Genomic DNA, 25491 nt, shown 5'->3' with positions numbered 1-25491 from the left:
ATATACACCCGCTGTTGGGTTTTTGTGTAAAACGCCGATATTACTGTTGAAAACTATTTCAGATGAACATGACACAGCAAGGGCGGATGTATGGCGTTATTAAAAAAGAGCTTTCCATTAGTGTTTTTAATCGTTGTTTTAACGGTTACTTATTGGGCTGGAAAAAAGAGTGCAGACCAACCCATTTCTATGGTGGATAAAACAAGAGTATCGGATAAAGCTTCAAATGAAAAAATGGGAAGGCCACCGGTAAATGTTGTCGTTGATCTTGTAAAAGTTCAAGATCTTTATGAACAACTTAACGTTCTTGGGAGTGGAAAAGCTCTTGCAGAAGTCGAGCTTACCCCTTTATCCTCAGGTGTTATTGATAAGCTTTTTGTATCAGCGGGTACAAAAGTACAAGCTGATGATGTGATTGCAAAGCTTGATTCTAAAAAAGAAGAAATAGCGGCTGCAAAAGCAAAAGTGCAACGTGATAACAATGCGTTGACGCTTTCGCGTATTCTTAAATTACGCGCCAGCAATACAGCAACGGAAGTTCAAGAAATTATGGCACGCTTAGAGTTGGATAACGCAAATTTAGTTCTGCGTAATGCTGAATTAGATCTCGATCGGCGAACAATTCGAGCACCGATTCCTGGAGTTGTTGGTATTTTGCCCGTTGATGCGGGGAATAACGTGACCCTTAATACTGTAATAGGCCGTATTGAGAATAGAGAACGTATTTTGGTCGATATATGGGCCCCTGAACGATATGTGTCGCGCATCCATAAAGGAGATGAGGTAACGGCAACGTTAATCGCGCAGCCAGATAGATCTTTTGTTGGTCATATTTATGCGATTGATAATATCGTTGATCCAGAAAGTCGCACACTTCATGTTCAGGTTGAAATCAATAATGAAAAAGATACGCTCATGTCTGGTATGTCCTTTTCTGTTTCCTTGCAGTTTCATGGTGGTTCTTTTCCTGTCGTTAATCCTCTTGCAGTTCAATGGAATAGTAAAGGGTCATTCGTTTGGCGTGTGAGAGAAGGAAAAGTAGAGTCTATTCCCGTAACAATTATTCAGCATAAAGCCGATCATGTTTTCGTGAAAGCTCCCCTAGAAAATGGTGATCAAGTTGTCATTCAAGGGGTGCAAATGCTTTATCCAGGAAGTAAAGTAACTATTGATGATCCAAAGTCTCATCAACAGCAATTATCAGTAGGTTATGGAACGGATATACAATGAGCCAAGAATTGAGCACAAAACAGCCTACGTCAAAGGTGGAGCAAGGTGGTCTCATTACCTTATTTATTCGCAGACCGGTTTTTACTCTTGTTTTGAATGCTATGATCATCATTGCAGGATTTGCAGCATGGTTAAATGTTGATGTAAGAGAATTACCCGATGTTGATACTCCTGTAACAACGATTGTGACGATGTTTTCTGGTGCATCGGCAGAAACAATTGATCGTGAAGTTACAAAAGTTATAGAAGATGCTGTTTCTCGTGTTTCAGGTGTTAAGACGATTTCTTCAACGTCTTCTTTTGGACGCTCCCGTGTGAAGATTAACTTTAATGTCGGTGTTGATTTGAATGTTGCAGCATCTGATATTCGTGATGCTCTCTCTCGTGTTACCTATTCTTTACCGAAAGATGCGGATTCGCCTTTGATTATTAAAGCAGATTCGAATGCTGCTGCCATGATGTATTTGGTTGTGACGTCACCAACAATGAGTGTTGATGATTTAACCACGATTGTAAACGATCAGATTGTTGATGCTATTTCTGCTGTTGATGGTGTTGGTGATGTACAGGTCGATAGTGCTCGCACAAAGATTTTTCAGATTGATATAGATCAAGCAAAACTTGCAAGTTATGGATTAACTGTAGCAGATATTTCACGTGTTCTTGCTGATATGACAACAGATGTGCCAGTAGGGTCATTACGCAATTCTAAGCAAACTTTAGTTGTACGTGCTACTGCACGTTTAACAACACCAGAATCTTTTGAACAAGTTGTTTTAAAGCCTCATGTGCATCTTGGTGATGTTGCGCATGTTACTTTATCGCCGGATATAGAAACAGTTATTCTTCGTATCAATGGAAAGACAGGTATTGGATTAGGTATCGTGCGTAAAGCACAATCCAACACTCTTAATATTTCTGAAGGTGTGAGAGCCGTTGTTGATAATCTCAAAAGTATTGTTCCTTCTTCTGTAAATATAGACGTTATTAATGACGATGCAATTTTTATTAAAAGCGCTCTTCATGAGGTTGAAGTTGCGTTGGTCATTGCTATTTTGAGCGTTATCTTGGTCATTTTTCTTTTTCTCAGAGACATTCGTGTAACGCTGATACCTGCTTTATCTCTTCCTGTCGCTTTGATTGGTACCATTGCGGCTATTTATCTTGTAGGGTTTTCATTGAATATTCTCACATTTTTAGGACTTGTTTTAGCAACAGGGCTTGTTGTGGATGATGCCATTGTTGTTCTTGAGAATATTGTTCGGTGGCGCAATATGGGATTAGGTTCCAGAGCAGCAGCGGTGATAGGAACACGTGAAGTGTTTTTTGCTGTTTTAGCAACAACATTGACATTAGTGGCTGTGTTTGTTCCTATTTCCTTTCTTCCTGGGCAAGTTGGAGGTCTTTTTAGAGAATTTGGTTTTGTTTTGGCAATTTCTATTTTGCTTTCTTCAGTTGTTGCCTTAACGCTTTGTCCAATGTTGGCTTCGCGTTTTCTCAAAGAACATATTGAGGAAAAAGAGGAAAAGTCCCATCATTTTGCTTTTTTATATAAATTAGGTACTTTTTTTCATAAGGCATATACTTACAGTTTGCATAAGTGTTTAGAAAAGCCTTGGGCTGTTGTTTTTGCTTCACTTATTTTTGCGGGTCTTTGTGTTGGAGGCTATACGAAGCTACAACAGGAATTAACGCCAGCAGAAGACAGAGCTGTGATCTTTTTGGTTATTAATGGACCACAAGGTATTTCAACACAATATTTGAACGAGCAAATAGAGCAAATTGAAGCAAGTCTACAGCCATTACGTGATGCAGGGGAGATTGCTAACAGTTACTCTATTGCGGGTGCTGGCGGTTCACCCAATACTGCTTTTTTGATTTTATTGCTTTCATCTTGGGATAAACGTTTACGGAGTCAGCAAGAAATCGTGAAAGATATTAATGCAAAGGTTAAACAGTTTCCCGCAGTTTTTGTGTTTGCTGCGCAGGGAAATTCTCTAGGTGTGAGCGGAACTGGGCAAGGGTTGCAATTTGCAATTCTTGGCAATGATTATGCAATATTACAACCCATTGCTGATAAGCTGGTAAGTGCTTTACAAGATGATCCGCGTTTTATTCGCCCACGCCTTACTGTTGATGCAACACAACCGCAATTTTTTATTGAAATCAATCGAAAAAAAGCCTCCGATTTAGGGATTGATATCACCAATTTGGGCGATACATTACAAACAATGTTGGATGGTAAAAAGATTGGTTCCATTAACGTGGATGATCATTCTTACGATGTTAAATTGATATCGCGTACAAATTCTATGAAGAGTCCTAGCGATTTAGAAAATATTTTTTTAAAAACCAAAGACAATCGATATGTTCCTTTATCGGTTATTGCGCGTTTACATGAAAAAGCTATTGCTCCTCAATTAAAACGGGAAAAACGCATGAGTGCTGTTATTTTAAGCGCAAATCTTACTCCAGATATCGCTTTAGGGGAAGCTTACCAAACTGTACAGAAAATTGCTTCTCCTTTGTTATCAAAAGGAACCTATTTGGTTCCCTTAGGGGAAGCCGAAACGCTTAATGAAACATCTTCCAATTTTATGATTGTTTTTGGCATTGCCTTTTTGATTATTTTATTGATTTTGGCTGCTCAGTTTGAAAGCTTTATTTCAGGATTCATTATCATGGCTACTGTCCCATTAGGGATTGGTTGTGCTGTAATTGCTATGCTATTAAGTGGTGTGAGTCTTAATATTTACAGCCAAATTGGATTAATTTTGTTAATTGGTGTTATGGCAAAAAATGGTATTCTCATTGTTGAATTTGCAGATCAATTACGTGATCAGGGAAGAAGCGTGCGTGAAGCCGTAGAAGAAGCAGCAAACATTCGCCTTCGTCCAGTTTGTATGACAATGATTTGTGCCATTTTAGGAGGTATTCCTTTGGTTTTGGCCAAAGGTGCTGGCGCAGAAGCTCGTATAGCCTTAGGTTGGGTTATCGTTGGTGGCTTAGGTTTAGCAACTATTTTTACGCTTTATGTCACACCGGTTGTTTATCTTTTTTTAGGGCGTTTTATAAGACCAAAAGCAGAAGAAGATTTACGTTTAACAAAAGAACTCAATCAAGTTAAATGATGTATATGATAGAAAAGATTTGAAAGTTTATTCTTGTAAAAATATCATTTTCGGATCTTATCCTTTTATTTTGTATATTCCTTCATTTTTATGTGAGCAGTGAAAATAGCGAGCAATAAAGGAGGTGTTTTCTGCTTTGTTATTGTTTGGGCATAGATTTCATTATCAATAACCGTATAGGATAAGCTTATGGGAGATAGCTTTTCGATTCGAAATGAAATGGCTTTTGAAGCCACATTAAAAGCTTTAAGAAACCATGCCGCAAAGGATGGGGTCTATGATATTCGTCGGCATTTTGTAGAAGATGAACAGCGTTTTTCCCATTTTTCCCTCAGACTTGATGATCTTCTTTTCGATTTTTCAAAATGTGGTGTGACATTTAAAACATTGCAACTTCTAGATGATTTAGCGGTCGCAGCAGATGTGTTAGGCCGGCGTGATGCAATGTTTTCTGGTAAGGCGATTAATACAACTGAAAAACGCTCAGTTCTTCATATTGCATTACGTTTACCTGCTGATGAAATTTTCATGTTGGATGGTCATAATCTTATTCGCGATATTCAAGACGTCCTTGAAGATATGGAAAGATTTTCTGAAAAGGTGCGTGATGGAAGCTATAAGGGAAGCAGTGGCGAGAGAATAAGTGATATTGTCAATATTGGTATTGGTGGTTCTGATCTTGGTCCTGCAATGGTCACATATGCTTTAAAACCTTATCATGATGGTCCACAGTGTCATTTTGTTTCGAATGCTGACAGTGCCCATATTTCTGATACTCTCTCTATTTTGAATCCAGCAACAACGCTGTTTGTCATTGCTTCTAAAACTTTTACAACGGCTGAAACAATGGTCAATGCTCAAGTTGCACGTCAGTGGATTTGTTCACATTTAGGAGAAGAAGCCGTTTGTACGCATTTTGTTGCTGTTTCAAGTGCGCTTGATAAAGTGGCAGAATTTGGCATAGATTCCACAAGAGTTTTTAAATTTTGGAATTGGGTTGGAGGACGTTATTCAATTTGGTCAGCCATTGGACTTGTTGTTATGTTTGCAATAGGTGGTGGAAATTTTCGCCAATTTCTCAATGGTGCTTTGCAAATGGATCAACATTTTAAAACTATGCCTTTGCATAAAAATATTCCTATTCGTTTTGCTCTTTTAGGATTCTGGCATCGTGTTATTTGTGGTTATTCATCACGTTCGATCATTCCTTATGCACAGCGTTTAATACATTTTCCAGCTTATTTACAACAGCTTGATATGGAATCAAATGGTAAACAAGTCTCGCTGGATGGAAAACCATTAAGTTTTTCAAGTGGTCCAATTGTTTGGGGGGATTCAGGAACAAATAGTCAACATGCTTTTTTTCAGCTTCTGCATCAAGGAACAGATATTATTCCTGTAGAATTTATTTTATTTATAAAAGGGCATGAGAAAAAATTACATTCTATGTATGAGATGTTGCTAGCAAACGGTTTAGCACAATCAAAAGCCTTGATGAAGGGGCGTAGTCTTGAAGATGCTCGGCATATCTTGATAAAAAATGGAGTTGATGAGGGTGAAGCAGACCATTTAGCACGTCATAGAAGTTTTAAAGGAAACCGTCCCAGCATTACGCTGGTTCAAGATTCATTAACACCTTTTGCACTCGGTCGTCTTATTGCGCTTTATGAACATCGCACTTTTGTTGAAGGGATTTTAATGAATATTAATTCATTTGATCAATGGGGTGTTGAACTTGGTAAAGAATTAGCAAACGAGTTACTACCAATTCTTCGTGGAGAAAGTAAAGCGGATAATCGTGATAGTTCAACATTAGGGTTGCTAGCACATATTCAAGCAAGACGTGCAAAATAATATAATTTTACAGTAGGTTTTGTACTAACTAAGCAAAAGTAGAATGAGAGAGAAATATGAGATAATTCTTTAATTTTACTATGCCTTCTCTTATTATCTGGATTAGATTTATGTAACAGAAAATCAAAAAAGTGCAAAAATTGTAAAAATGAGAATTTATTCGCAAAAACGATAAAGACCTTTGAGAGGTCTTTGAAGACCCTTTGAGCCCCCCCTTAAAATCCTTCGAAAAAAATAAATTGGTACAAAACCTAGTGGCAAAATATACAAAACCCGCTGGCAAGCTACAACCGGAAAGCTACGATTAAAGACAGTTTTAATAATATCGCTTTATAAACTGTGGCGGAGAGAGAGGGATTTGAACCCCCGATAGAGTTGCCCCTATGCCGCATTTCGAGTGCGGTGCTTTCAACCACTCAGCCATCTCTCCATAATAAAGTGAAACAAAAATCGGCACTATTTGAGTGTATAAGGGGTAGATAACCTTCAATTGTTTTTGGTACAACCTTTTTTTCTTTTTTATGGGACTTTATTGACAGAGAATAGAAATTCCTTCATATATACAAAATATAAGCGTGGGGAAATCTGCGCATATTTGTGTTGAAGAAGGTTTTATCCTTCTTTGGGATCTATTACGACTGATAAAAAGCAGCCTATTTTCCCTTATTTCAAGGCAGAAATTAAATAAGAGCTGGAGTGAACGGAAGGATAAAAAATGTTCGCAGTCATTAAAACTGGTGGTAAGCAATACCGCATTGTTGCTAATCAAGTGGTAAAAGTTGAAAAAGTTAGTGGAAATGCGGGTGATGTTGTTGAATTCAATGACATATTAATGGTTGGGCAAGAAGGTAATGCGGTTATTGGTACCCCTGTCGTTGCTGATGCATTGGTGACAGCTGAGATTTTAGAACAGGCACGTGGGCGCAAGGTTATCGCATTTAAGAAGCGCCGTCGTCAAAATTCTAAACGCACGCGTGGCCATCGTCAAGAATTTACGAGGCTTCGTGTTTTAGAAATATTAATGGGTGGTTCAAAACCTAAAAAAGTTGCTGCAAAACCGATAAAAGAAGAAGCAATTACACCAAAAGAAACAAAAGCTGCTGCTTCTGTTGAGAAGACGGCTAAAAAAACAGTTGAAAAAAAGACTGCGCCGCAGAAGAAAGCGTCTGTAGCATCAAAGAGTAAGAAAGATTAAAGGAGAGCGTCTATGGCACATAAAAAAGCTGGTGGTTCCTCGCGTAATGGTCGTGATTCAGAATCGAAACGTCTAGGCGTTAAAAAATTTGGTGGTGAAACCGTTATTGCCGGAAATATTATTATTCGCCAGCGTGGTACACGTTGGCATCCTGGTAACAATGTTGGTATTGGAAAAGATCATACGCTTTTTGCATTATCAAATGGAAAGGTTTCTTTTCAACGCAAAGCGGGTAATCGTTCCTATGTTTCAGTCATTCCTATGCTGGAGGCAGCAGAGTAATCTGTAACACTCTCTAGAAATCAACAGGATTTCATTGAATTATAGTTGTGGTTTTATAAGTATTAAAAGGGAAAGATAGAGTCTTATCTTTCCCTTTTTGCGTTGGTACTATAATAAATGTAGAAGATATACGAAAAAGGTAGAATTGAGGAAATGGCTTTTCTCAATGAGGGAAAAAGTTTCTGCGCTGTTATGTTAGTATTTAGTACTGAACATATTGATATTATGATAGAGTTTGTTGATAAGTTTCTGTATAATAATAGTGAGGAGAGACTTTCTTTTTATGTATGAAGAAGCGTCGAGTAATTTCTTATAAGAGAAGCAGTTTGTTTTCAGAAAATTATGAGAAATTTAATGAGAGCATTATTGATGTAATCATTTTGATAAAGATGGATCTTTTTATCGGCATTGTGGTATTGATGAGTTGTCATACTGTTTTTAGGTGGTAGTGTGGATAGGTGGGGCTATTCATTTAAAAAGACATAGGGATAAAAAATCCATAAAAAGGTAGTCAAAACTACTTTGAAAGTGACGTGCATTAAGGAATTTTCGGTAAATCGAGAGTGAAATTATATTTTTAAGGAGGACGGTGTTTAAAGATATAAAAATAACCAACGTGCAATCAGCGCCCTTCAAGAATATTTTTTCTGATTTCACTATTATTGTGTATTGTTGAAAATAAACAAGCATAAGAGCTAGAGTTAAGGCAATAATTGCGTTTCATTTTTTACTTTATTTATCTTATTTGTAGAGTTTTTCTTGATTTTAGTTGTTGGTGATGGTGCTTGGAGGGTGTCGTACTTTGCAAATGTGCGACAGAGGGCATTGTGTATTTACGATATTGATTGAAGTAAAGGTGTGGCTTAAAATATATAAATATTATATATCGAGGGTTTGATATCATAAGATGGGCAGCACGGAATTTTAAAGATGATAAGTTGCATGGAGCAATTTGTAATTATGTAATGAATTTATAAAGAGGGATAATAGGTTAAATAAACTTTGAGGAATCAATCAAAATATTAGCTGAAGTTACGGATGATTGGGAAGGATGCTTTCTTGTAGGAAAAATAATGAAAAGTTATGTTGGATAACTTAGGATCAACTTAGGATAATAAGAGCATTTTGAAAGCATAGTTTTTCAGGTGATTGGTGCTGTAAAAAACGGGGTTTTGTCTTTGTAAAGTAAAAGAGTAAGAGGCAGACTTGTTTATGATGGTTTTAAGCACTTAGGTGGATAATAATATCTAATTGTTTTATCGGTTATATTGAGGTATTTAAGCACCTCACTTAGCTATATTCTGTAAAATATAAAGAGAGCTGTGGTGGTATTTATAGCTTGTATTTTGGGAAATGCAGCTTTGAAAAGGAATGTATCAGAGATATTGGTGTTCAAATGTGAGGCAATTTGAATTCATGATGAGATATGAGAAAGCAGAAGCAATGAATGTAGATTTTGCTGATGGTGAAATCTTGTCTATAAGATCTGTACAACTTGCAGCTGCTTTTGATCATAAAAATGATGCAATTTATGCTGCTGCTGAATTGCTTGTGCAGGTTGGTGCAGTTGATAAGTGTTATCTGGCAAGCATGCTTGAACGTGAAGAAACAACCAATACTTGGCTTGGAAATGGTATAGCCATTCCTCATGGTATGGCTGAAAATCGTGATTTAATTATCAAGGATGCTGTTGCTGTTATACAGGTTCCTGCTGGTGTTGAGTGGCAGGATGGCAAGAAAGCATATTTGGTTATTGCCATTGCAGCGTGTCCAGATCGCTATAGAGAAATTTGTAAAAAATTGACGTCTCTTTTATTTGATAAAAAACAGCTTGAAGTACTTGCAACAACTATGGACAAACAACAAATTGTTACAACTTTGTTTGACCAAAATATGAAGATAGAAAAAACTTTTATTGGTGACCTTTCTGTGTGTCAGGAATGGACTTTAGATTATCCAAGTGGTCTTCATGCACGACCAGCTTCTCTTTGGGTTGATTTTGCGAAAAAGGCTCAAAGTTCCATCAGAGTTCGCCATGGTCAATATACCGTTGAAATGAAAAATTTGGTTGGTTTATTGCAATTAGGAGTAAAAAACGGTGATGTTCTGATTTTTTCTACAGATGCTGCAGAAGGAGCACAACTTCTCAATGATGCCATTGCTATTGCAAAAAAAGTGAGTATTAGTGAAAAATGTCTGATGAGAGCAATGGAATCTCAAACAAAGGCTTTTCATGGTTGGTATCCACGCTCTATGCAAAAAGGCATTTCTGGTGTTGGAGCGAGTTCAGGATTAGCATTTGGTAAGATTTTTGTTTTAAGGCAAAATGATATTTCCATAATAGATCAGCCAATTGATTTTGCAGTTGGTGCAGCATGTCTTGAAAATGCTCTTACAAAAACAAAACATAAAATGGCATCTGTGATTTCTGATATTACAGTGCGTATGGGAGCAGATTCTGCTGCGATTTTTTCTGCGCAAATGGTTTTGCTTGAAGATGAAAATTTAATAGCTCAAGCTTGTCGTTTTATAGCGGAAGGTCATGGTGTCGCTTGGTCTTGGGATAGAGCGGTTCGTCAATTTTCAGATATGTTTTTTAAGGTAGATAATCCTTTGTTAGCAGCACGTGCTGTTAATTTAGTTGATGTTGGTCGACGTGTTTTAGGTGAAATCAATCCATCCTATAGATCGTTCTTTTTAAATGATATTCCACATGGTGTAATTCTGGTTACAAATGACCTTTCTCCTTCTGATGTAGCACAACTTGATTGTACAAGGGTAAAAGGATTAGCAACAGCATGGGGAGGTCCATTATCTCATACAGCTATTTTGGCGCGTACTCTTGGTATTCCAATGGTTGTTGCTGCAGGTGATGATATTTTAGCAATTCAGTCTGATATTCAGGCTATTATTGATGGCGATAACGGGTTTATTTACCTTAATCCTACGCTTGAAGACGTTGAAGATGCTCAAAAGCATATTGATACTGTTGCGCAAAAACGTGTCAGTGAAATAAATGCATGTAGGTTACCAGCGCAAACGACAGATGGTCAAAGAATTCGTATCATGGCTAATGTCAACTACGCAAATCAGGTTCCTGTTGCGCTTGATTTAGGGGCTGAAGGTGTTGGACTCATGCGCACGGAATTTTTGTTTTTAGAGAATCCATATATTCCGGATGAAGAGCTACAATTTAATATATATCGGGCGATGATTACAGCTGTAGGAGATAAGCCATTAATTATTCGTGCACTTGATATTGGTGGAGATAAACAGGTTACGCATTTACATTTATCTAAAGAGGACAATCCTTTTTTAGGTGTTCGAGGAACGCGGCTTTTGTTACGTCGACGTGATCTTTTGGTGCCTCAATTACGTGCTTTATATCGAGCGGCAAAAGAGGGTGGAGATCTATGGATTGTGTTTCCGATGGTCATGTCTGTTTCAGAGATTGTCGCTATAAAAAAGATTGCAGAGGAAATCCGCAACGATGTTGATGCACCAAAATTAAAACTTGGTATTATGATCGAAGTTCCAGCAGCGGCCATTATGGCAGATGTATTAAGCGCCCATGTTGATTTTTTTTCAATTGGAACCAATGACCTAACACAGTATACAATGGCTGTTGATCGGCAAAATCCGTACCTTGTGTCTGAAGCTGATAGCCTTGATCCAGCAGTTTTGCGTATGATTTATCAGACTATTCAGGGAGCTGCACAACATAAGTGTTGGGTGAGTGTATGTGGTGGTATGGCTGGAGATCCTTTTGGTGCAATGATTTTGACTGGATTGGGAATTAATGAGCTTTCTATGATATCTTGCGATATTTCTCCAGTAAAGGCGTGTTTACAGACTCATAGTTTTGAAGATATGAAAATTTTAGCACAAAAAGCATTACAATGTGAAACTGCACGAGCTGTACGTGCTCTAAGCAAGGATATAAGGTAATAAAGAACATTAAGGGGAAAGAACGAGCTCATTTTGCAGACTAATCAGATTTTTAGTGCTGTAAAACATTAATACAGTATATTAATTTATAATGGTAATTTATCGTTTTACATAATGAGAACCCTGAATATTGTAGGGTTTTTTCGTTTTAAATTTCTCTATATTTAATTAATAAAAATTACTCTTTTATACATTACAAGGAGGAGTAATGTATGGATAAAAACACTCTAAGAAAGAATAAATTCCTTTTATGCATTCTCTCAAATAGCAATAGATATTGTAACATTAGGCGAAAAATAGCGTGATAGTACTTGGCTTTTACTTTTTATTTAAGGAAAGATGATGTTATCCAATAGATTTTATACCATTCATAGATACCGTATGAGGTAGATGTGGCAAGCTTTAAGAGATGTTTTTTTACAAACGTGTGGATGGGAAAGAAAATAGTATTTTTAGAGTATTCTGTTTTGTGATGAGACCATATCACGCTTAAAGAATGCGATAATCAAAAGTATGAAGTAATACGTAATTTTTTTAAGTAATGGAGACTACTTTAGATATTTTGAAAATTGTAAAGCTGAATTTAAAAATATATGGTAAAAATGAAAACAGGTTTGCATTTTTATGATTTTGTATTTGATCAAAATGAGACTATTTTTTCATTTTAGAAAATAAAATATATTCATACATATTAAATTAAAAATGCAAAGTTTTTTTCTGAATTTTATTTTCTTTAGTATCAACTAAATATAGAAGTGTGAAATTGAATAGAGGATTTAGAATAGGGCTTATTATGTAATCCTATGAAAGAGAAAACTGATACCATCACACTATTTTACAGCTCTCAATGTTGCAAAAATTCGTGCTATTTAAGAAAATGCATAAGAGCCGCTTATCCTCTCTTAAAATGTTCTTCCCCCACATACCATCCCTTCCTATGACGTATAAGTAAGTGATTTTAATTATTTGGTTGTGTAAAACTATGGGCTGTATGCTAATTTTAAGAGAAGTATTTTTTTGTGAAGCAGAAAGTGCGTAAATGAGCATGAAAGTTTATAACTGGTGACAATCTTTTTATTCTCATTATTGTATTCTACAAACCTATCCACGAAAAAAGTTTTTTCTTAAAAAGAAGGGATGTGCTTGTTATTCAACAGATAAAAGCTCTTACTTTAATAAATGAATTTGTTTTTTGGGTTTTGAATGTATAGTTTAGACTTGCACGTTATTTCTTTCTGGGTATAGTGCGAACTTCTGGAGAGGTGGCCGAGTGGTTGAAGGCGCACGCCTGGAACGCGTGTATATGGGAAACCATATCGAGGGTTCGAATCCCTCTCTCTCCGCCATTAATTTAAAACGAACTTTCATATGCTTGATATAACATAGTTTAAAAAGCTCAGCATTTGCAGGATTTTTTATTGTTTGAAATTGACCAGTTCGCGTCGATCTATGCCTATCATTATGTACACCTAGAAATTGCTGTTGAATTTCCATGAATTTTATACTTTTTAAGCTCCTCTCCTCTCGATCTTGAGATAACCTGATCTAGCATAAACGATCTCTTCAAATATCATTAAAGGATTTTTGCCATTATCACTAACTTCTGGTAGAGCTTTTAGAATTAATGGTGATCATAGTGCTATTTGCAATTTCGTTGATTAACGGGCTAAATGCGTTTTATCCACATGAGAGGTAACGAACACCTCAGCTTTTCTCACGCAATGTGCTCATTTAAAATTAATGTCATGAATATTTGTACAAAATTTTTATCCATACGATAATCAAAAAAAGGCTGACGTAATATAATAATTGAACATCATTCATACGGCGCTTTCTTTTATCTCTAAGCTTTGTATGTAAATAGATAGTCCGTGCAAAATAAATAAAGGGGCGCAAAAGCCTATAAATACACACAGGACGTATAATATAGAAAATGAAAAAAATTTTCCTGCATATAAAAGTACAATAGAGAATAAAGCTGTTATGATGCGTACACTGGCATCGCCTGCCAAAATCACCTCGGCTAAATTTTCACTAGGTGTGATAGCTTGTCCAATTGTTATTCCCGATACCCTAAAATAAAATTGCCCAATACCTAATAAAAATCCCATAATATAAAGGGAATATTGAGTAAAATTTAAATATAAAACAAAAGAGATTGCGATCACGGCAAAAGCCGGTGCCCCCCATACAAAAAAACGAATTAAAGATGGAAATTTCCGTAAATAATAAGATGAGATAAGACCATTGATCACAAAACCCAGTGCTGACAAAGCAAAAATAGAATTTTGAATAGCTGTAAATTTTATATTATCTGATGTTATAGAAGCAAGAACAAGTGGCAATAAAACAATAGGCCCCGTATAGAGAGAATTATTCAAAATACGATTAATCGTTAAAAACCGCAACGCAGAAATCCGCCAAAGGCATCTAAAACCAATTCCATAAGCCTTTTGAGATGGCTTTTTTAATAGCTCTTTTACTCTGTTTAGGTGTTGTATAGACTTTATACGAAACCATAAGCTGGCATTCAAAAGATAGATAAATACAATAAAGGCTATGGCTATTTTGTGCCCCAAATGCGCAATTATAAAATATATAAGCAACGGGGATATAATAACAAAAAACTGACAGCAACTAGTATAAAATGCAAAAATTCCAGCTTTTTGTTTGGGAGCTGGAACCAGCAGATTCAAGGCACTATTGTTATTTGGATTATCAGCCCCCATCAAGAGAGCAAGTAAAAAAAATACAAATAAAATAAGTACTGGATTGTTCATAAATAATAAGAAAGACAATAAACAAGCGCAAGTAATTTGACTATAAAACCCAATTATAAAGCCTTGATAGTGCGCCAACACGTTTCCCAAACATAAGCCAGCAATTCCAATTGCGATTAAATTAACGACATTTAAAGTAGCAGACGCTTCTCCCGTTGTATCTTGGAATTGTAACAAAGAAAGGCCAATAGATAATACTCCACTAGCACAAAAACTCGTCAAACAACCAATCACAATCATAAGAAAAACAGAATTACGCAATAGCCTCTTTCCTTTTAAACAGAGACTCAAGCCATTTTATGATTTTCTCCATTGTCGAATATGGTTCGGTACTAAATTCCAGTTTTTCATAAAAGTTTAGTTCAAATGCGTTATAGGCACTTATTTTTTGAAAGTCATCTGTCAGCATGAATTCTATACTTGGTAACGTTGTACCTATAGATTGAGATAAATAATAGGAAATTACTTTCCAATACATATAGGTACGCTCTCTTGCCAAATAATTTTCCAAGGCATATTTCAAGTGACAACCACTTAAAATATATTTCGGACAATGGTGCAACGGATAATAAATACAAATAGCACCGGCTTCATGTCTGGGACAAGAAGAAATATTAATATTTTTATCATTTCATAATATTATAAAAACGCTCAGTGAGCAGATCTTCCAAATTTAGTCTAGTCACAACAAGATTGGTTGCTAATTTTTGAGAAACATGAGACCAAGCCAATCTTACTACTAAAGTTCCAATAACCTCTAAGTCAGATTCAGGATACGCTTTTTGAAAAATTCCCGCTCAATCTATCTCTGCTGCACCTAATAATTGACCAACTTCGTCTGAATGAACAAGAGGCAATTTTAACCAACATTGGCGCAAAGTTTCCGGTTTTTGCTCTCTTTGCCTCCCTTGTATTCCAATTTTGTATTCCTAACACTCTCACAGGAACTAAAAAATCTTTAGGTATTCGAACTTTTATTAAACTTTGTAACAATGTATTAGAATCTCCTCCCCCACTAACGCCGACAATTATTTTTTCACCATTCAACGAACGAAAAAAGTTATCTATGAATTTGCTAACTTTTAGCGAGACAAATGAATGATATTCTTTCTTACTAATAAAAACATGTTCCCTAACTTTTTCTTTATGGTTATCGAAAATATATTTTGCCACAATTTTATCATCAACTTTAGAATAAATATTTTTCTTTTGGTTTAATTAATTGTTATAATCAAAATTTCTATCTGTTCTAAAAATAAGCTCTTCTTCTCCTAGATTTTCTAGTAACTGCTGTACAGTCTTTCCAAGAAAAGACACTACCTCAACACTCCCATCCTGAAAATTTTATATGCACACAATATGGAATGCCATGTATTTTAAAACTTGTTCAACTATAACTCTTCTGATGGGAAAAATAAATCACGAAACCCATGTGCTGTTACAACCCGAAAAACAATCACACATCTCCCTCTAATGATAGACGATGTCATTAGAAGAAAGTTGCAATGATATAGGTAGAATAAATAAATTAACCAAAGAAAACTGAAGAGCTGATAGAAAAAAATTTATTTCATACCTTGTAACTCTATCTAAATTTTAATCATTTTTGTTAAAGGTTCTTATGCAACTTTTTCTACATTTAGCACTATCTCTCCACTGGTTTGCAACAACGGATTAATAGCTAGATTCGTCTGTGTCATAATAGTCCTCCTTTTGTAAAACAGAGCTTAAATCTCGATGTATAAACATTTTTATTCTTTAATATATTCTCTTCATATGCTTTAGATTAACAACACACCAAAACCCAAAATAAAAATATTTATTTTACTTAAGTTATTGAATATTATTTAAAAAGTATGGACATAAAGTGATTAAAGAGTTAAAAAATTATTTAAAAGTTCAAATCCATCTACATTTTAGAGCCATCACGCATGGTAATAGCAGTTATCATTAAGGTATACTAAGTATGCTTGATAACTTTTCTGCCTCTTGCCTATAGGGAGTTCTAGATAGAGATAATACTAGAATCCATCCGCGAATGCTCGACAATAAAGCTGTAAACAAAATTATTTCTTTGTTGTTTAATCCGTTAAGCTGGATCCATTTTTAATATTTGTCTATATTTTCAATTGATTGCGCTTCTGAATCCATGTTTTTCTCTCCCTTGCTGTATTTTATAGGAAATTGCTACGAATGATCCTCTCCAAAGCTGATAATTCATCATCATTGTGTCCCCAAATTGCTATAATAGCTGGGCAGGTATTTAAATCGATGGTTAGGGGGAGGGGCTCGTTTTCTTTAAAAAAAAGCGTAAAATGAACCACATTTTCCCAAGAATGAAGCTTTTGCCGCCATACGTTAACATCTTTTATAATATGACCGTCGATCTCGTTGATAAGGAAGATAATACGCCCTTTTTTCTTAAAGCGACTTGGGGTTTGCGAAAACACGCCTGCAATAAGGTTAACGGAGCTTTCAAGTAAATTATCTTCATAGCAATGCGCGAACAAGGTGGGTGCAATTCCTCCGTGGAGACGGGCTCCTACTTCGATCATTACTGGACCACGAGCTGTTTGCATGATTTCCATATGCGCAGGTCCATATTCAATCCCCAGTGCGCGAATGCATTGTTTTGCATAAGAGATAAGAGGGGCATAAGAGGGATCTTGAGCATCAAGCACATCAAGCGATTCATAAACAAAAGCACTTCCATTATGAATACCTTTTTTATATCGCGATAAAGCACATATCTTTATAGCCTCTCCATTTACAACGGCGTCGACGATGTATTCCTCTCCCTCCAATCTTTCTTGGAGCAAATAAGCATCGTTAGGCGCGCCAAAAATATTTTTTTGTGTCCAGTCGATTCTAGAGGACCATGCCGCCACTTCCTCAAGATTAGAGAAAAACAAAACACCATCACTCCCTGCAGAATCATTTGGCTTTACCACATAGCCGCTGTGGCTTTCAAAACCATCGAGAGTACAATCGTTTTTTGTAAGAATCTTTGATCGGATGTAAGATAAACCATTTTCACAAAGACGTTTTTGCATCGCTGCTTTTTTCCGTCGCCAATCGGTAGTCAAGGGGTTATTCCCAAGACAACCATAATAAGCCGCCAATTGCTCTGCACAATAGATACCTCTTTCGGCACCCGCTATTACAGCCTCTATCGTGCCGATAGGAAAGCGTTTCTTTATCTCATCTACACTATGAAGCTTCGCTTCTGCCATGCCCTTTCCCTGATAAGAAAGCATAAAGTGTGAAAAAGGAGCTTGTTGAGAGACAACACCATAACAAGCATAGCCTAATTTTTGCAAAGCAGGGCCATAGAGGGCACCCGTGGAGAAAGGGTCGACAATAAGAATAGGTTTTCTCATACTTTGTTCCGCTGTGATAAAAGGAAAAGAACATAAATAAAGATTATTAGCCCTATAAGGGGTAGAAGATAAACAGCTGCTTGAGGACCCATAAGGGCAGAGCTTGTAAGAAGACCAAGAATGACATAACCTGCCGACTGGGAGAGAGTATAAAGCATGCCGCTATAGCTTCCCACCAGCTCTGCTTGAGCCTCTGTTTTGGTCGCTTCAATCGTATGTTTGCGGGCATTAATTCGCATGGTATTCATTGAAAAGCCAATAAAAAAGCAAAAGACCACAGCCAAATAGGGCGATTGTGTGGTGCTAAAAATAAGATCAGCTACGCTCAACATAAGGGCTGGGAGAATAAATTCAAAACGAGGGATTTTGATAAAAGCAGCCAAAAAAGCGCCCATGCCCGCAACCGCACTGCAAAGCCCATAGTATTCAGAGCCAAAATTTTTCACACTCTGAAAAAGAATGGTTGCCAGCGTATTATAAGCGCAAATATGAAAGCCAATAAGTCCTATGCAGACGCATAAAAGTTTAAGCTCACGGGAGAGTCCATCCGCTTGCGGTGTAGGTGCTGGCTTCTTACCAGTTGCAAGTGCTGTGGTATCTGTAGCGTTGTATTCATCGCAAAATATAATATATCCGGCTATAAGGCTTATAATGATGTCAAACACACAAAGTGTCACAATCAAACCATTATAACCGATTTCAGCCGCTGCCCCTCGAGGGCTGGTCGCTTCTAAGAGATAACCACTTAGTGCTGCTCCCAAAAATGCGCCAATTTGCACCACTGTTTGCATAATGCGGGAAGCCTTTTGGGCGCTAATATAACCACTAAGTGCTAGTTTAGTATTATAAGTCTCGAGTGTGCTTAAGGTAATCAAAGAGAGATAGCCGATAGAGATAGAGACAGCGATAAAACCAAAGGGGGAATCAGCGTAATGGAAAAGAGCAATCAATAAAAGAAGGCTATAGATAATGATCCGCCTTTTGTATAAATCGACCAACCGCAGTGAGGCTTTAATGCGCACAAGACCGCTTTTTTTCAAAAGATAGGGCATAAGGGTGCCCAAAGCCATGGTTACGCCCAGGAAAACCGATGAGGATGTTATGCGATAAGCATTCCAAAGATTACTTAAGAATAGAACCATATCAGAAAGATACAGCAGGACAACAAGCCCATAAAACCGAAACATCAGTTGTTTATGCACATTATCCCCCCATGTTAAATACACATGCTATACATTATACATTTTTACAAAAAGCTAATATATGTGTTGTTAGGCATGTCAAGTTTTTTCGATAGAAGCATGATACAGATTTGAACGATAACGTTTATCATAGTGATAGCTAATTTGGGAGAAACTAAGAGCGGAGGCGGTTGGTGTTTTTGCTGTATCTCTTGTGAGATGCTTTGCCAATGAGGAGTTTCTTCGAATGATCAGTATAGCTATGTTTTTGGGAGGGCTGTGTTTGCACTCTTAAGATTTCCTCCATTTATACTCAAGGTTTAGGTTTTTCTATTGACCGTTGTTAGATGTTGTTGTGACAATAAACTTCGTTATCTATCAGAAACATTTATGGCATTAGCGCTAAGGTATTGTATTAAAACCTTTACATAGTAGTCTTTTTATAGAGAGAAGGTATTATTGGTTCAGTTTTAGGAGGCTTTATTACGGCTGATTTGGGCGTCGTCGTTGTTTGAGGGCTTATTATAATATTCTTAGTTTCAGTTTATGAATATACCGAAAAATATAGTGAAACATTTGATTCAAACGCTTTTGCTAGACATATTTCAATATCTCAGCGATGTTTTCCGATAATTGCTCTGCTGCTTTTTGACGGAATTGAATATCAAATGCTTATAGTGTGAGCGGTGGTTTGAGAAAAGATAGAGCTGATTTCATTAGATTTCTATGTAGCGCAATCCAGTACCAGCTCTTAGGGACAATAATATACTGAGATCGAACTCATTTCTATACATTTACACGACGCTATAGGAGTAATCCTCAGAAACTCTACTAGAATTCGTTAAAAAATGGCAGGTTATGGAGTGTGATCAAAAAAATATATTTTTTACAAATACTTAATCTCATTTTAAGTTGTCTAAAATATAACCTTATCTTAAAACTAAACCTATATACCGCCATTTATCATAAAGTTAATAAGTTATACAAAATGCGGGAGTATTGCGTTTTTCTGTTTAGAGACGAGTAAAAAAACACCTTATTGAACATTAAAAGATTTTAGACAAAAAAATTTAACTTATGGAGAGTATATAGACAAAATGTATCTTGATAAAAAGTTTATAATTCCATGTGGTCTTCAAAGAAATTTTCTGGTTCTTTTATTGTCTTATGCGGGTTTGATGGGAGTGGAAAGACAACACAAACAAAAGAAATTGCTCGCCATTACTCAACAGAAAACATATAATACAAACTTTTAACACAGTTCTTAGTATAGAAATAATCCATAAATTAGAGATATGTAGATAATGGAAAAGCAATTGATCCGTTGCTTTTAGCACTCTTATCAGCGACAAATAGACGCAAACATACGCTTGAAATTATTGAACCTTCCTTAATGTCATCGCAAAATTTATTAATTAGCGATCGATATGTTTATTCTAGTCTTGCTTATTTTTATGCTCGAGAGCTTTCTGTTGAAAGTGTAGTTAAATTAAATCAATCTATTCCAAGACCTCATATTACATTTTATCTTCATTTACCGCCCACTACTATACTGGAGCGATTGCAGAAAAGGGATGGTTTAAACTTAAAATACGAAGAATAACTCTCTTTTATTGAAAAAGTTTATGAAGTATACCAAGTTTTATCAGAAATAGATGAGCGGTTTATAACAATTGATGGAACTACTCCTGTTTCTTTAATTCATCATCAAATACGACATCATATAGATAAGTTTTTTTGATTATGAATAAAATCATTTATTAATCAATTTATCCACGATAAATCCTCCTTTATGTATTCTTACTCTAAATCTGAAACTTTAGAGATGTGATTGCAATAATTTAACTGCTCAGGAAAAATATCACGTTATATATTTTAATTAGAAAACTAACTGTAATGGGCTTGTTTTAAAAGATTTAGAGAAGGGGAGTAGAAAAGTTAGCAATATTTATTGTGAGGATAATAGTATGTTTATTCTTTTAGAGACGAAGTGTGGTGATAGAAGAACGACATGGAGGAATATACTCGAGCATATTTTAGTGCACAGAATAATAAGGACAATAATGTGAGTGAAGCTTCCATACCGTAAAATTGTTTCACATATGTATAAAGGTGTAGCTTCTGAATAAAACGCACATAAAATATTAATTTTGTTTTTGTCCATAAATGTTCCGTTTTCATAGAAGAATTAATCATAAAACAGCACAAAGATTGTAAAAGCCTCAAAAAAGAAATTTTGCTTTCTTAAATTTAATGATCTAAAATAAAAATTGTAAGAATGCCTGTTTTTAAACAGGATGTATCATGCATATCGACTGGTATTCATTTTAGAGGATAATTTATGTTCACTTCAAATTTGAAGGAACGCATTGCTTTATTTGAAAATAGAACTTTTCTCTATTTTACTTTGAGCGGCTTATTTGCTACATTTGGAAGTGGACTAAATTATATTACATTGTCATGGCTCGCTTACAATCAGACGGGCTCAATCCGTGGTGTAGCGTTGATGATGCTTTTTCTTTGGACGCCTGGCATTATTTTTGCGCCTATTTTTGGCATATTGGCAGATAAATATAATCGTAAAACGCAGATTATTATTTCAAATCTTGTGAGAGGTTTGGTAATTGTAAGCTGGGTAATGCTTTGGCATTTTGGTATAGAAATTGAATTGATGGTCTTATCTGCTCTTTTGGGTATTTTTATCCCTTTTTATATGCCATCAGCTATTTCTTTAATTCAAAGTATTGTGCTGAAGGAACAGCTCATCAATGCAAATGCAACCATCGATATGGTTTATGAACTTGGCACTATCGTAGGTATGGGCTTAAGTGGATTTATACTGTCCTATGCAGGAACAAAAGGAACTCTTCTAATAGGTGGTATATTCTTTATCATTGCTGGTTTATTTAATTTTGCAATGAAGGTACCTAAAAACCGAAAATCTAAAAATCAAAACCAGCAAAATTGGTGGGAAAATTATACAGCATCCCTTCATTATTTTAAACAGAATCCGGCTCTTTTTGTACCTTATATAAGCCAGATGATTATTATGACTCTTTTGATGACCATTCCTGTTATTCTCGTTCCTTATATACAAGAGGTTTTACATGCGGATAACAGGATCTTTGCAATATTTGAGGTGCTTTATTCTATGGGCGTATTGACAGGTGCGTTTTTTTCACCACTTCTTTGTAAAGTTTTATCTATCAGGAAAACATTAGCCATTTTATTAGCTTTTATGGCTATTGGCCTCGCTATTTTATCTGTTAATACACACAATTTTGTTGTTTTTCCTGTTTACTTTATGATTGGATTTGGACTTTCGAGTTGGGCTCTTTCGATTTCTTTATCACAACTCTCTTGTGATCCTGAATACCAAGGAAGATTGCAGGCAAGTTTTAATGGTATCTCTGGATGCTTGATCCTCGGAGTCTATCTCATCATGGCAAGCGATAACAGTAACATATCACCTCAATCGATATATTTTTTTCAAAGCATTGTTGCGTTTGTTGGAATACTCATAGTGCTGTTTTATAAACATGAAAAACAATAAATTACATTTAAGTGTGGACAACATACGCTATTTTATAAATATTTACGCTGCAGTACATTTCACATTTTGCTTTTAAAGGAGAGTTGAGAAAATGTAAAAGTTGGTGCTTAATGAACAAAGCATAAATTGATGTATGCTAGAGAATACTCTCTATTTTTTGATAATGATCTAAAAGAATTGATGCGTTTCTTTAATTCATCTCACTGTTGTTAAGAAGACGAAAACGTAACACTTTAAATCTTCTTGAAAGTTTTTTGTCTAAGCGTAGCAGAAAGTAAAGCGATGAGGTAATATCGTATCATATGGGGAGATTATTGTATTATTTTTGTTTTTCAAAATCCATATGAAAAATTGTATCAATTTCATCTTCATTGGAGTGAGTATTTCTACGACGATGCAAGGTTTGCACAATCTCTTTTTTTAAAACAGCATCTGTTTCACTTAAACGGTGAATACTGAGTTCCAATTCAAGAGATAACGCCAAATCCACGCACAGTTTAAGCTCTTCTCCAATGTCGAAACCGCGTTGATAGTCGTCATAAAGACCAACCAGTGTATCAGATAATTCTTTATCGCATAAAGAGGTCATGCTTAATTCCTCAACGTTGCGGGTTTCCATGCAGCTTTTTTAAGTATCACTCCACTATCATCACTTAAAATTGCCATGTATACGAACCTCATGGTTTTGTCAATTTTCTGCAAAATACGCGCTTTTAAATCAAAGCCTATTAAAGATTTTATTACTCCAAGATTTTGAAGCGCCCAATTGTAAATATGGATGGCAATGTGTTTACTATAGAATTTATAGCATTTAAAATACATTGCCAAAAGGCTTTTAATATGCGTAGAGGAAGAGTATTCTGACGATAAACCAAACACCCTGAAATCTCTATTGCCAGTTACAGCTAAATCAGTGCTATTAATATATAAAATAAGCAAACAGGGTTTGTAAACGTCTAACTTTTTAATAACGAGTGATAATCTCATTTTTTGTAGAATACCAATTATTTTGCCTATTTTATATTGATTTTTAGACATTGATAAACTTTTTACCTTATAAAAACCTATGGGAAATGCATTAGCATATTTTTGTAATAAGATTTCAGTGGTATATTACACAGCATGAAATGAAGAGAATCGTATTAGGCTTTTTGCTTTTGAAAGAATATGACTGCAACTTTTGAGAAAGCAGTTGGCAAGAATTGGCTTGGCATGCAAACTGATAGAGTTGGCAGTGGCGCATTTAGTTTTTTCATTGGCCTGTGTCCAAATGTTTTTGACTCTGGAAAATAGCCTCTGATAGGCTTGAGTTTTTCCAAGGTTATATTACAGGGGCGCAGCTCAGAAAAATACCACGGCGATTGCATTTTTGTAATTGTCATAATTTTCGCTCCTGCTTGAATGGATGCTGTAACATCCGTTTTTGTGGGGTTATGTATGTGATAACTGCTCTTCTTAAGGGGCAGTAATGATAGATGTAAATCAATATAATTATTTAGTCAACAATTATATTGATTTTGGAGTGTTTTTTTTGGCTCGTCCGGAAGCAAAACCTAAAACTGAGTTGGCAAAACGTTTTCGTAAAGTGCGTCACGCTCTTGGTTTTACAGAGCGTAAGCAGTTTGCTGAACATCTTGGTATCACTGCTGGCTCTATAGGAACTTATGAAACTGGTATAAGTGAGCCTACAGCCTCTGCGCTCTCCAAATATCAAGAAATTTGTGGTGTTTCATTAGATTGGCTAGTAACGGGAAATGGCGAGATGTTTTCAGATGTGGCAAAGGCGAAAGCAGCTGGTTTTAAACCGCAGGCGATTCCTACTGGGCTGATGAAAAAGCTGGGACATTTAGTTTATACGACCTATCATGATGCAAAAATAACACTTTCTCCTGAAGATGTTGCGGAATTAGCAGCAGAGCTTTATGGAAGATTGCAAGAGCTTATTCAAAACCTCAATGATATAGAAGAAGTCGAAGCCACTTTGCCACTTTTAAAATTACATTTAAAGCGTAAAATCGAAACTGAAAAGCACATCTAGAAATTTCATAAGATACGAATGAACAGCCTTTAAAAAAATAAAACTTTTTTGATTTTCTGCTGTATAACCAAGTTTGGAATGTGAAAATCTCACGATTTTCGAGTCTCTTATTCGATCTGAAAAACGAGAAACTATCATTATAAATCAATATATTTCTCTGATTAAAGATAAAATGGTTCATAAAAAGAATGACGAGTAGTGATACAAACAAAATTTCTTCAAAAAGAAGCTAATATAGTGCCATTCCTGAAATATTTGTTGGTTGAAGAAAAGATACGGACAACAGTGAAAATACAATGACGATGTTTTGTTCCTATAGAAGGGTAACAGATATATAAGAGAGAAGAACGAAAGACTATTTATAGGCGCGCTTTTGTCTTTTTATGAAGATGATAAGATGAGCACGTTAAAACTTTTTACAGAGCGTGCATCATTATATTTAAGACAGATTTCTTTCAAAGAGATGTATAATATATTGAAACAGTTTACCTCGCAACAAAAAGTGAGATTATCATGATAATCGTCATTATTACATTATGCTATAAGTTAAAAAATCATAAATTTGTGCTTATAAGAACAGCTAATTTATTGAGAAGTATTTTTATAAATTTATAAAAAATAATTTTTACACTCTTGCCATTCTTCTGATGCGCTTTATTTGAAAAGTAGAATTGCTCTTTAGTGAAACTATTTTTGTTAAGAGATAAATCGCAGTATTTTTGAATGGAGATAACAGTATATTTTCAAAGTTTTGTGTTTTTATTTATTTTTTAGCTTGAATCCCTCTAGCTAAAAGGGGTGGGGACTTTTCTAGATTCGATGTTGTTGCAGAGATTTTAGGTCGATGCCGGATAAGTATCGGTATCGTAGGGGGGGGAGTTTTGTCTTGATTTATTGGTTTTTGAAGTGCGCAAACTAA

General features: G+C 35.7%; 18 protein-coding genes and 2 tRNA genes. 10 read left to right on the top strand and 10 right to left on the bottom strand.

Features of this window, described 5'->3' with window-relative positions; all coding sequences use genetic code 11:
* The first annotated feature begins 90 nt into the window (after positions 1-90).
* The 3 genes from ACFILO_RS00130 to pgi all read left to right on the top strand — a co-directional run bounded on the left by ACFILO_RS00130 (position 91) and on the right by pgi (position 6215).
* A complete protein-coding gene (locus tag ACFILO_RS00130) occupies positions 91-1230 on the top strand; it encodes an efflux RND transporter periplasmic adaptor subunit (RefSeq protein WP_375612839.1) in 1140 nt (379 codons plus the stop codon).
* Positions 1227-4361 (top strand): efflux RND transporter permease subunit, encoded by a 3135-nt coding sequence (locus tag ACFILO_RS00125; protein WP_375652412.1) that lies wholly within the window; start codon positions 1227-1229, stop codon positions 4359-4361. The genes ACFILO_RS00130 and ACFILO_RS00125 overlap by 4 nt, the downstream gene beginning before the upstream one ends.
* A gap of 189 nt (positions 4362-4550) precedes the next feature.
* Positions 4551-6215, top strand: a complete 1665-nt coding sequence (gene pgi, locus ACFILO_RS00120) for a glucose-6-phosphate isomerase (RefSeq protein WP_375612841.1) — start codon at positions 4551-4553, stop codon at positions 6213-6215.
* Between the two features lie 340 nt (positions 6216-6555).
* Here the strand turns inward: pgi and ACFILO_RS00115 are convergent.
* A tRNA-Ser gene (locus tag ACFILO_RS00115) sits at positions 6556-6645 on the bottom strand.
* 285 nt (positions 6646-6930) lie between these two features.
* On the opposite strand from ACFILO_RS00115, the gene rplU reads away from it, so the two are divergent.
* The 4 genes from rplU to ACFILO_RS00095 all read left to right on the top strand — a co-directional run bounded on the left by rplU (position 6931) and on the right by ACFILO_RS00095 (position 12986).
* Entirely contained in the window at positions 6931-7410 is a 480-nt protein-coding gene (gene rplU / locus ACFILO_RS00110; protein ID WP_375612842.1) for a 50S ribosomal protein L21, read from the top strand.
* Between the two features lie 12 nt (positions 7411-7422).
* Positions 7423-7692, top strand: a complete 270-nt coding sequence (gene rpmA, locus ACFILO_RS00105) for a 50S ribosomal protein L27 (RefSeq protein ID WP_100130483.1) — start codon at positions 7423-7425, stop codon at positions 7690-7692.
* A gap of 1416 nt (positions 7693-9108) precedes the next feature.
* Positions 9109-11640, top strand: a complete 2532-nt coding sequence (gene ptsP / locus ACFILO_RS00100; protein ID WP_375677675.1) for a phosphoenolpyruvate--protein phosphotransferase — start codon at positions 9109-9111, stop codon at positions 11638-11640.
* 1256 nt (positions 11641-12896) lie between these two features.
* A tRNA-Ser gene (locus ACFILO_RS00095) sits at positions 12897-12986 on the top strand.
* Between the two features lie 474 nt (positions 12987-13460).
* Here the strand turns inward: ACFILO_RS00095 and ACFILO_RS00090 are convergent.
* The 6 genes from ACFILO_RS00090 to ACFILO_RS00065 all read right to left on the bottom strand — a co-directional run bounded on the left by ACFILO_RS00090 (position 13461) and on the right by ACFILO_RS00065 (position 19212).
* Complete coding sequence (locus ACFILO_RS00090) at positions 13461-14660, bottom strand: MFS transporter (RefSeq protein ID WP_375677674.1); 1200 nt, start codon at positions 14658-14660, stop codon at positions 13461-13463.
* Between the two features lie 13 nt (positions 14661-14673).
* The gene (locus ACFILO_RS00085; RefSeq protein WP_375677673.1) at positions 14674-14919 is read right to left on the bottom strand and encodes a hypothetical protein; all 246 of its coding nucleotides are present in this window, start codon (positions 14917-14919) and stop codon (positions 14674-14676) included.
* 269 nt (positions 14920-15188) lie between these two features.
* A complete protein-coding gene (locus ACFILO_RS00080; protein ID WP_375677672.1) occupies positions 15189-15593 on the bottom strand; it encodes a hypothetical protein in 405 nt (134 codons plus the stop codon).
* Between the two features lie 1001 nt (positions 15594-16594).
* Positions 16595-17800: an ATP-grasp domain-containing protein gene (locus ACFILO_RS00075; RefSeq protein ID WP_375677671.1), complete on the bottom strand. Its 1206-nt coding sequence runs from the start codon at positions 17798-17800 to the stop codon at positions 16595-16597.
* Entirely contained in the window at positions 17797-18987 is a 1191-nt protein-coding gene (locus ACFILO_RS00070; RefSeq protein ID WP_375612887.1) for a hypothetical protein, read from the bottom strand. Before ACFILO_RS00070 ends, ACFILO_RS00075 begins: the two co-directional genes overlap by 4 nt.
* Positions 18988-19080: 93 nt before the next feature.
* Positions 19081-19212: a hypothetical protein gene (locus ACFILO_RS00065; protein ID WP_375632539.1), complete on the bottom strand. Its 132-nt coding sequence runs from the start codon at positions 19210-19212 to the stop codon at positions 19081-19083.
* Positions 19213-20305: 1093 nt separating this feature from the next.
* On the opposite strand from ACFILO_RS00065, the gene ACFILO_RS00060 reads away from it, so the two are divergent.
* Positions 20306-20584 carry a hypothetical protein gene (locus tag ACFILO_RS00060; protein WP_375677670.1) on the top strand — a complete coding sequence of 93 codons (279 nt, stop codon included), beginning with the start codon at positions 20306-20308 and terminating at the stop codon, positions 20582-20584.
* A gap of 738 nt (positions 20585-21322) precedes the next feature.
* On the top strand, positions 21323-22534 hold the full coding sequence (locus tag ACFILO_RS00055; RefSeq protein WP_375677669.1) for an MFS transporter: 1212 nt from the start codon (positions 21323-21325) through the stop codon (positions 22532-22534).
* Positions 22535-22853: 319 nt separating this feature from the next.
* Here ACFILO_RS00055 and ACFILO_RS00050 read toward each other — a convergent pair whose 3' ends face one another.
* From ACFILO_RS00050 to ACFILO_RS00040, 3 genes are all read right to left on the bottom strand, one after another.
* Entirely contained in the window at positions 22854-23123 is a 270-nt protein-coding gene (locus ACFILO_RS00050; RefSeq protein ID WP_012754562.1) for a hypothetical protein, read from the bottom strand.
* Between the two features lie 2 nt (positions 23124-23125).
* Complete coding sequence (locus ACFILO_RS00045) at positions 23126-23572, bottom strand: hypothetical protein (RefSeq protein WP_375612874.1); 447 nt, start codon at positions 23570-23572, stop codon at positions 23126-23128.
* Positions 23573-23676: 104 nt separating this feature from the next.
* Positions 23677-23916, bottom strand: a complete 240-nt coding sequence (locus ACFILO_RS00040) for a hypothetical protein (protein ID WP_375612875.1) — start codon at positions 23914-23916, stop codon at positions 23677-23679.
* Between the two features lie 149 nt (positions 23917-24065).
* On the opposite strand from ACFILO_RS00040, the gene ACFILO_RS00035 reads away from it, so the two are divergent.
* Positions 24066-24572 carry a helix-turn-helix domain-containing protein gene (locus ACFILO_RS00035; protein WP_375610047.1) on the top strand — a complete coding sequence of 169 codons (507 nt, stop codon included), beginning with the start codon at positions 24066-24068 and terminating at the stop codon, positions 24570-24572.
* The last annotated feature ends 919 nt before the right edge of the window (positions 24573-25491 follow it).

It is taken from the genome of Bartonella sp. AP72JLCBS, from assembly GCF_042195705.1.
GTDB lineage: Bacteria > Pseudomonadota > Alphaproteobacteria > Rhizobiales > Rhizobiaceae > Bartonella.
This window is presented reverse-complemented; position numbering and strand designations above follow the sequence as displayed.

Coding starts and splice junctions, on each gene's coding strand:
- rplU (WP_375612842.1), top strand. CDS start 6,931: ATGTTCGCAGTCATTAAAACTGGTGGTAAGCAATACCGCATTGTTGCT.
- ACFILO_RS00075 (WP_375677671.1), bottom strand. CDS start 17,800: ATGAGAAAACCTATTCTTATTGTCGACCCTTTCTCCACGGGTGCCCTC.
- ACFILO_RS00125 (WP_375652412.1), top strand. CDS start 1,227: ATGAGCCAAGAATTGAGCACAAAACAGCCTACGTCAAAGGTGGAGCAA.
- ACFILO_RS00050 (WP_012754562.1), bottom strand. CDS start 23,123: ATGACCTCTTTATGCGATAAAGAATTATCTGATACACTGGTTGGTCTT.
- rpmA (WP_100130483.1), top strand. CDS start 7,423: ATGGCACATAAAAAAGCTGGTGGTTCCTCGCGTAATGGTCGTGATTCA.
- ACFILO_RS00130 (WP_375612839.1), top strand. CDS start 91: ATGGCGTTATTAAAAAAGAGCTTTCCATTAGTGTTTTTAATCGTTGTT.
- ACFILO_RS00045 (WP_375612874.1), bottom strand. CDS start 23,572: ATGTCTAAAAATCAATATAAAATAGGCAAAATAATTGGTATTCTACAA.
- ptsP (WP_375677675.1), top strand. CDS start 9,109: ATGATGAGATATGAGAAAGCAGAAGCAATGAATGTAGATTTTGCTGAT.
- pgi (WP_375612841.1), top strand. CDS start 4,551: ATGGGAGATAGCTTTTCGATTCGAAATGAAATGGCTTTTGAAGCCACA.
- ACFILO_RS00070 (WP_375612887.1), bottom strand. CDS start 18,987: ATGTTTCGGTTTTATGGGCTTGTTGTCCTGCTGTATCTTTCTGATATG.
- ACFILO_RS00040 (WP_375612875.1), bottom strand. CDS start 23,916: ATGACAATTACAAAAATGCAATCGCCGTGGTATTTTTCTGAGCTGCGC.
- ACFILO_RS00090 (WP_375677674.1), bottom strand. CDS start 14,660: ATGATTGTGATTGGTTGTTTGACGAGTTTTTGTGCTAGTGGAGTATTA.
- ACFILO_RS00055 (WP_375677669.1), top strand. CDS start 21,323: ATGTTCACTTCAAATTTGAAGGAACGCATTGCTTTATTTGAAAATAGA.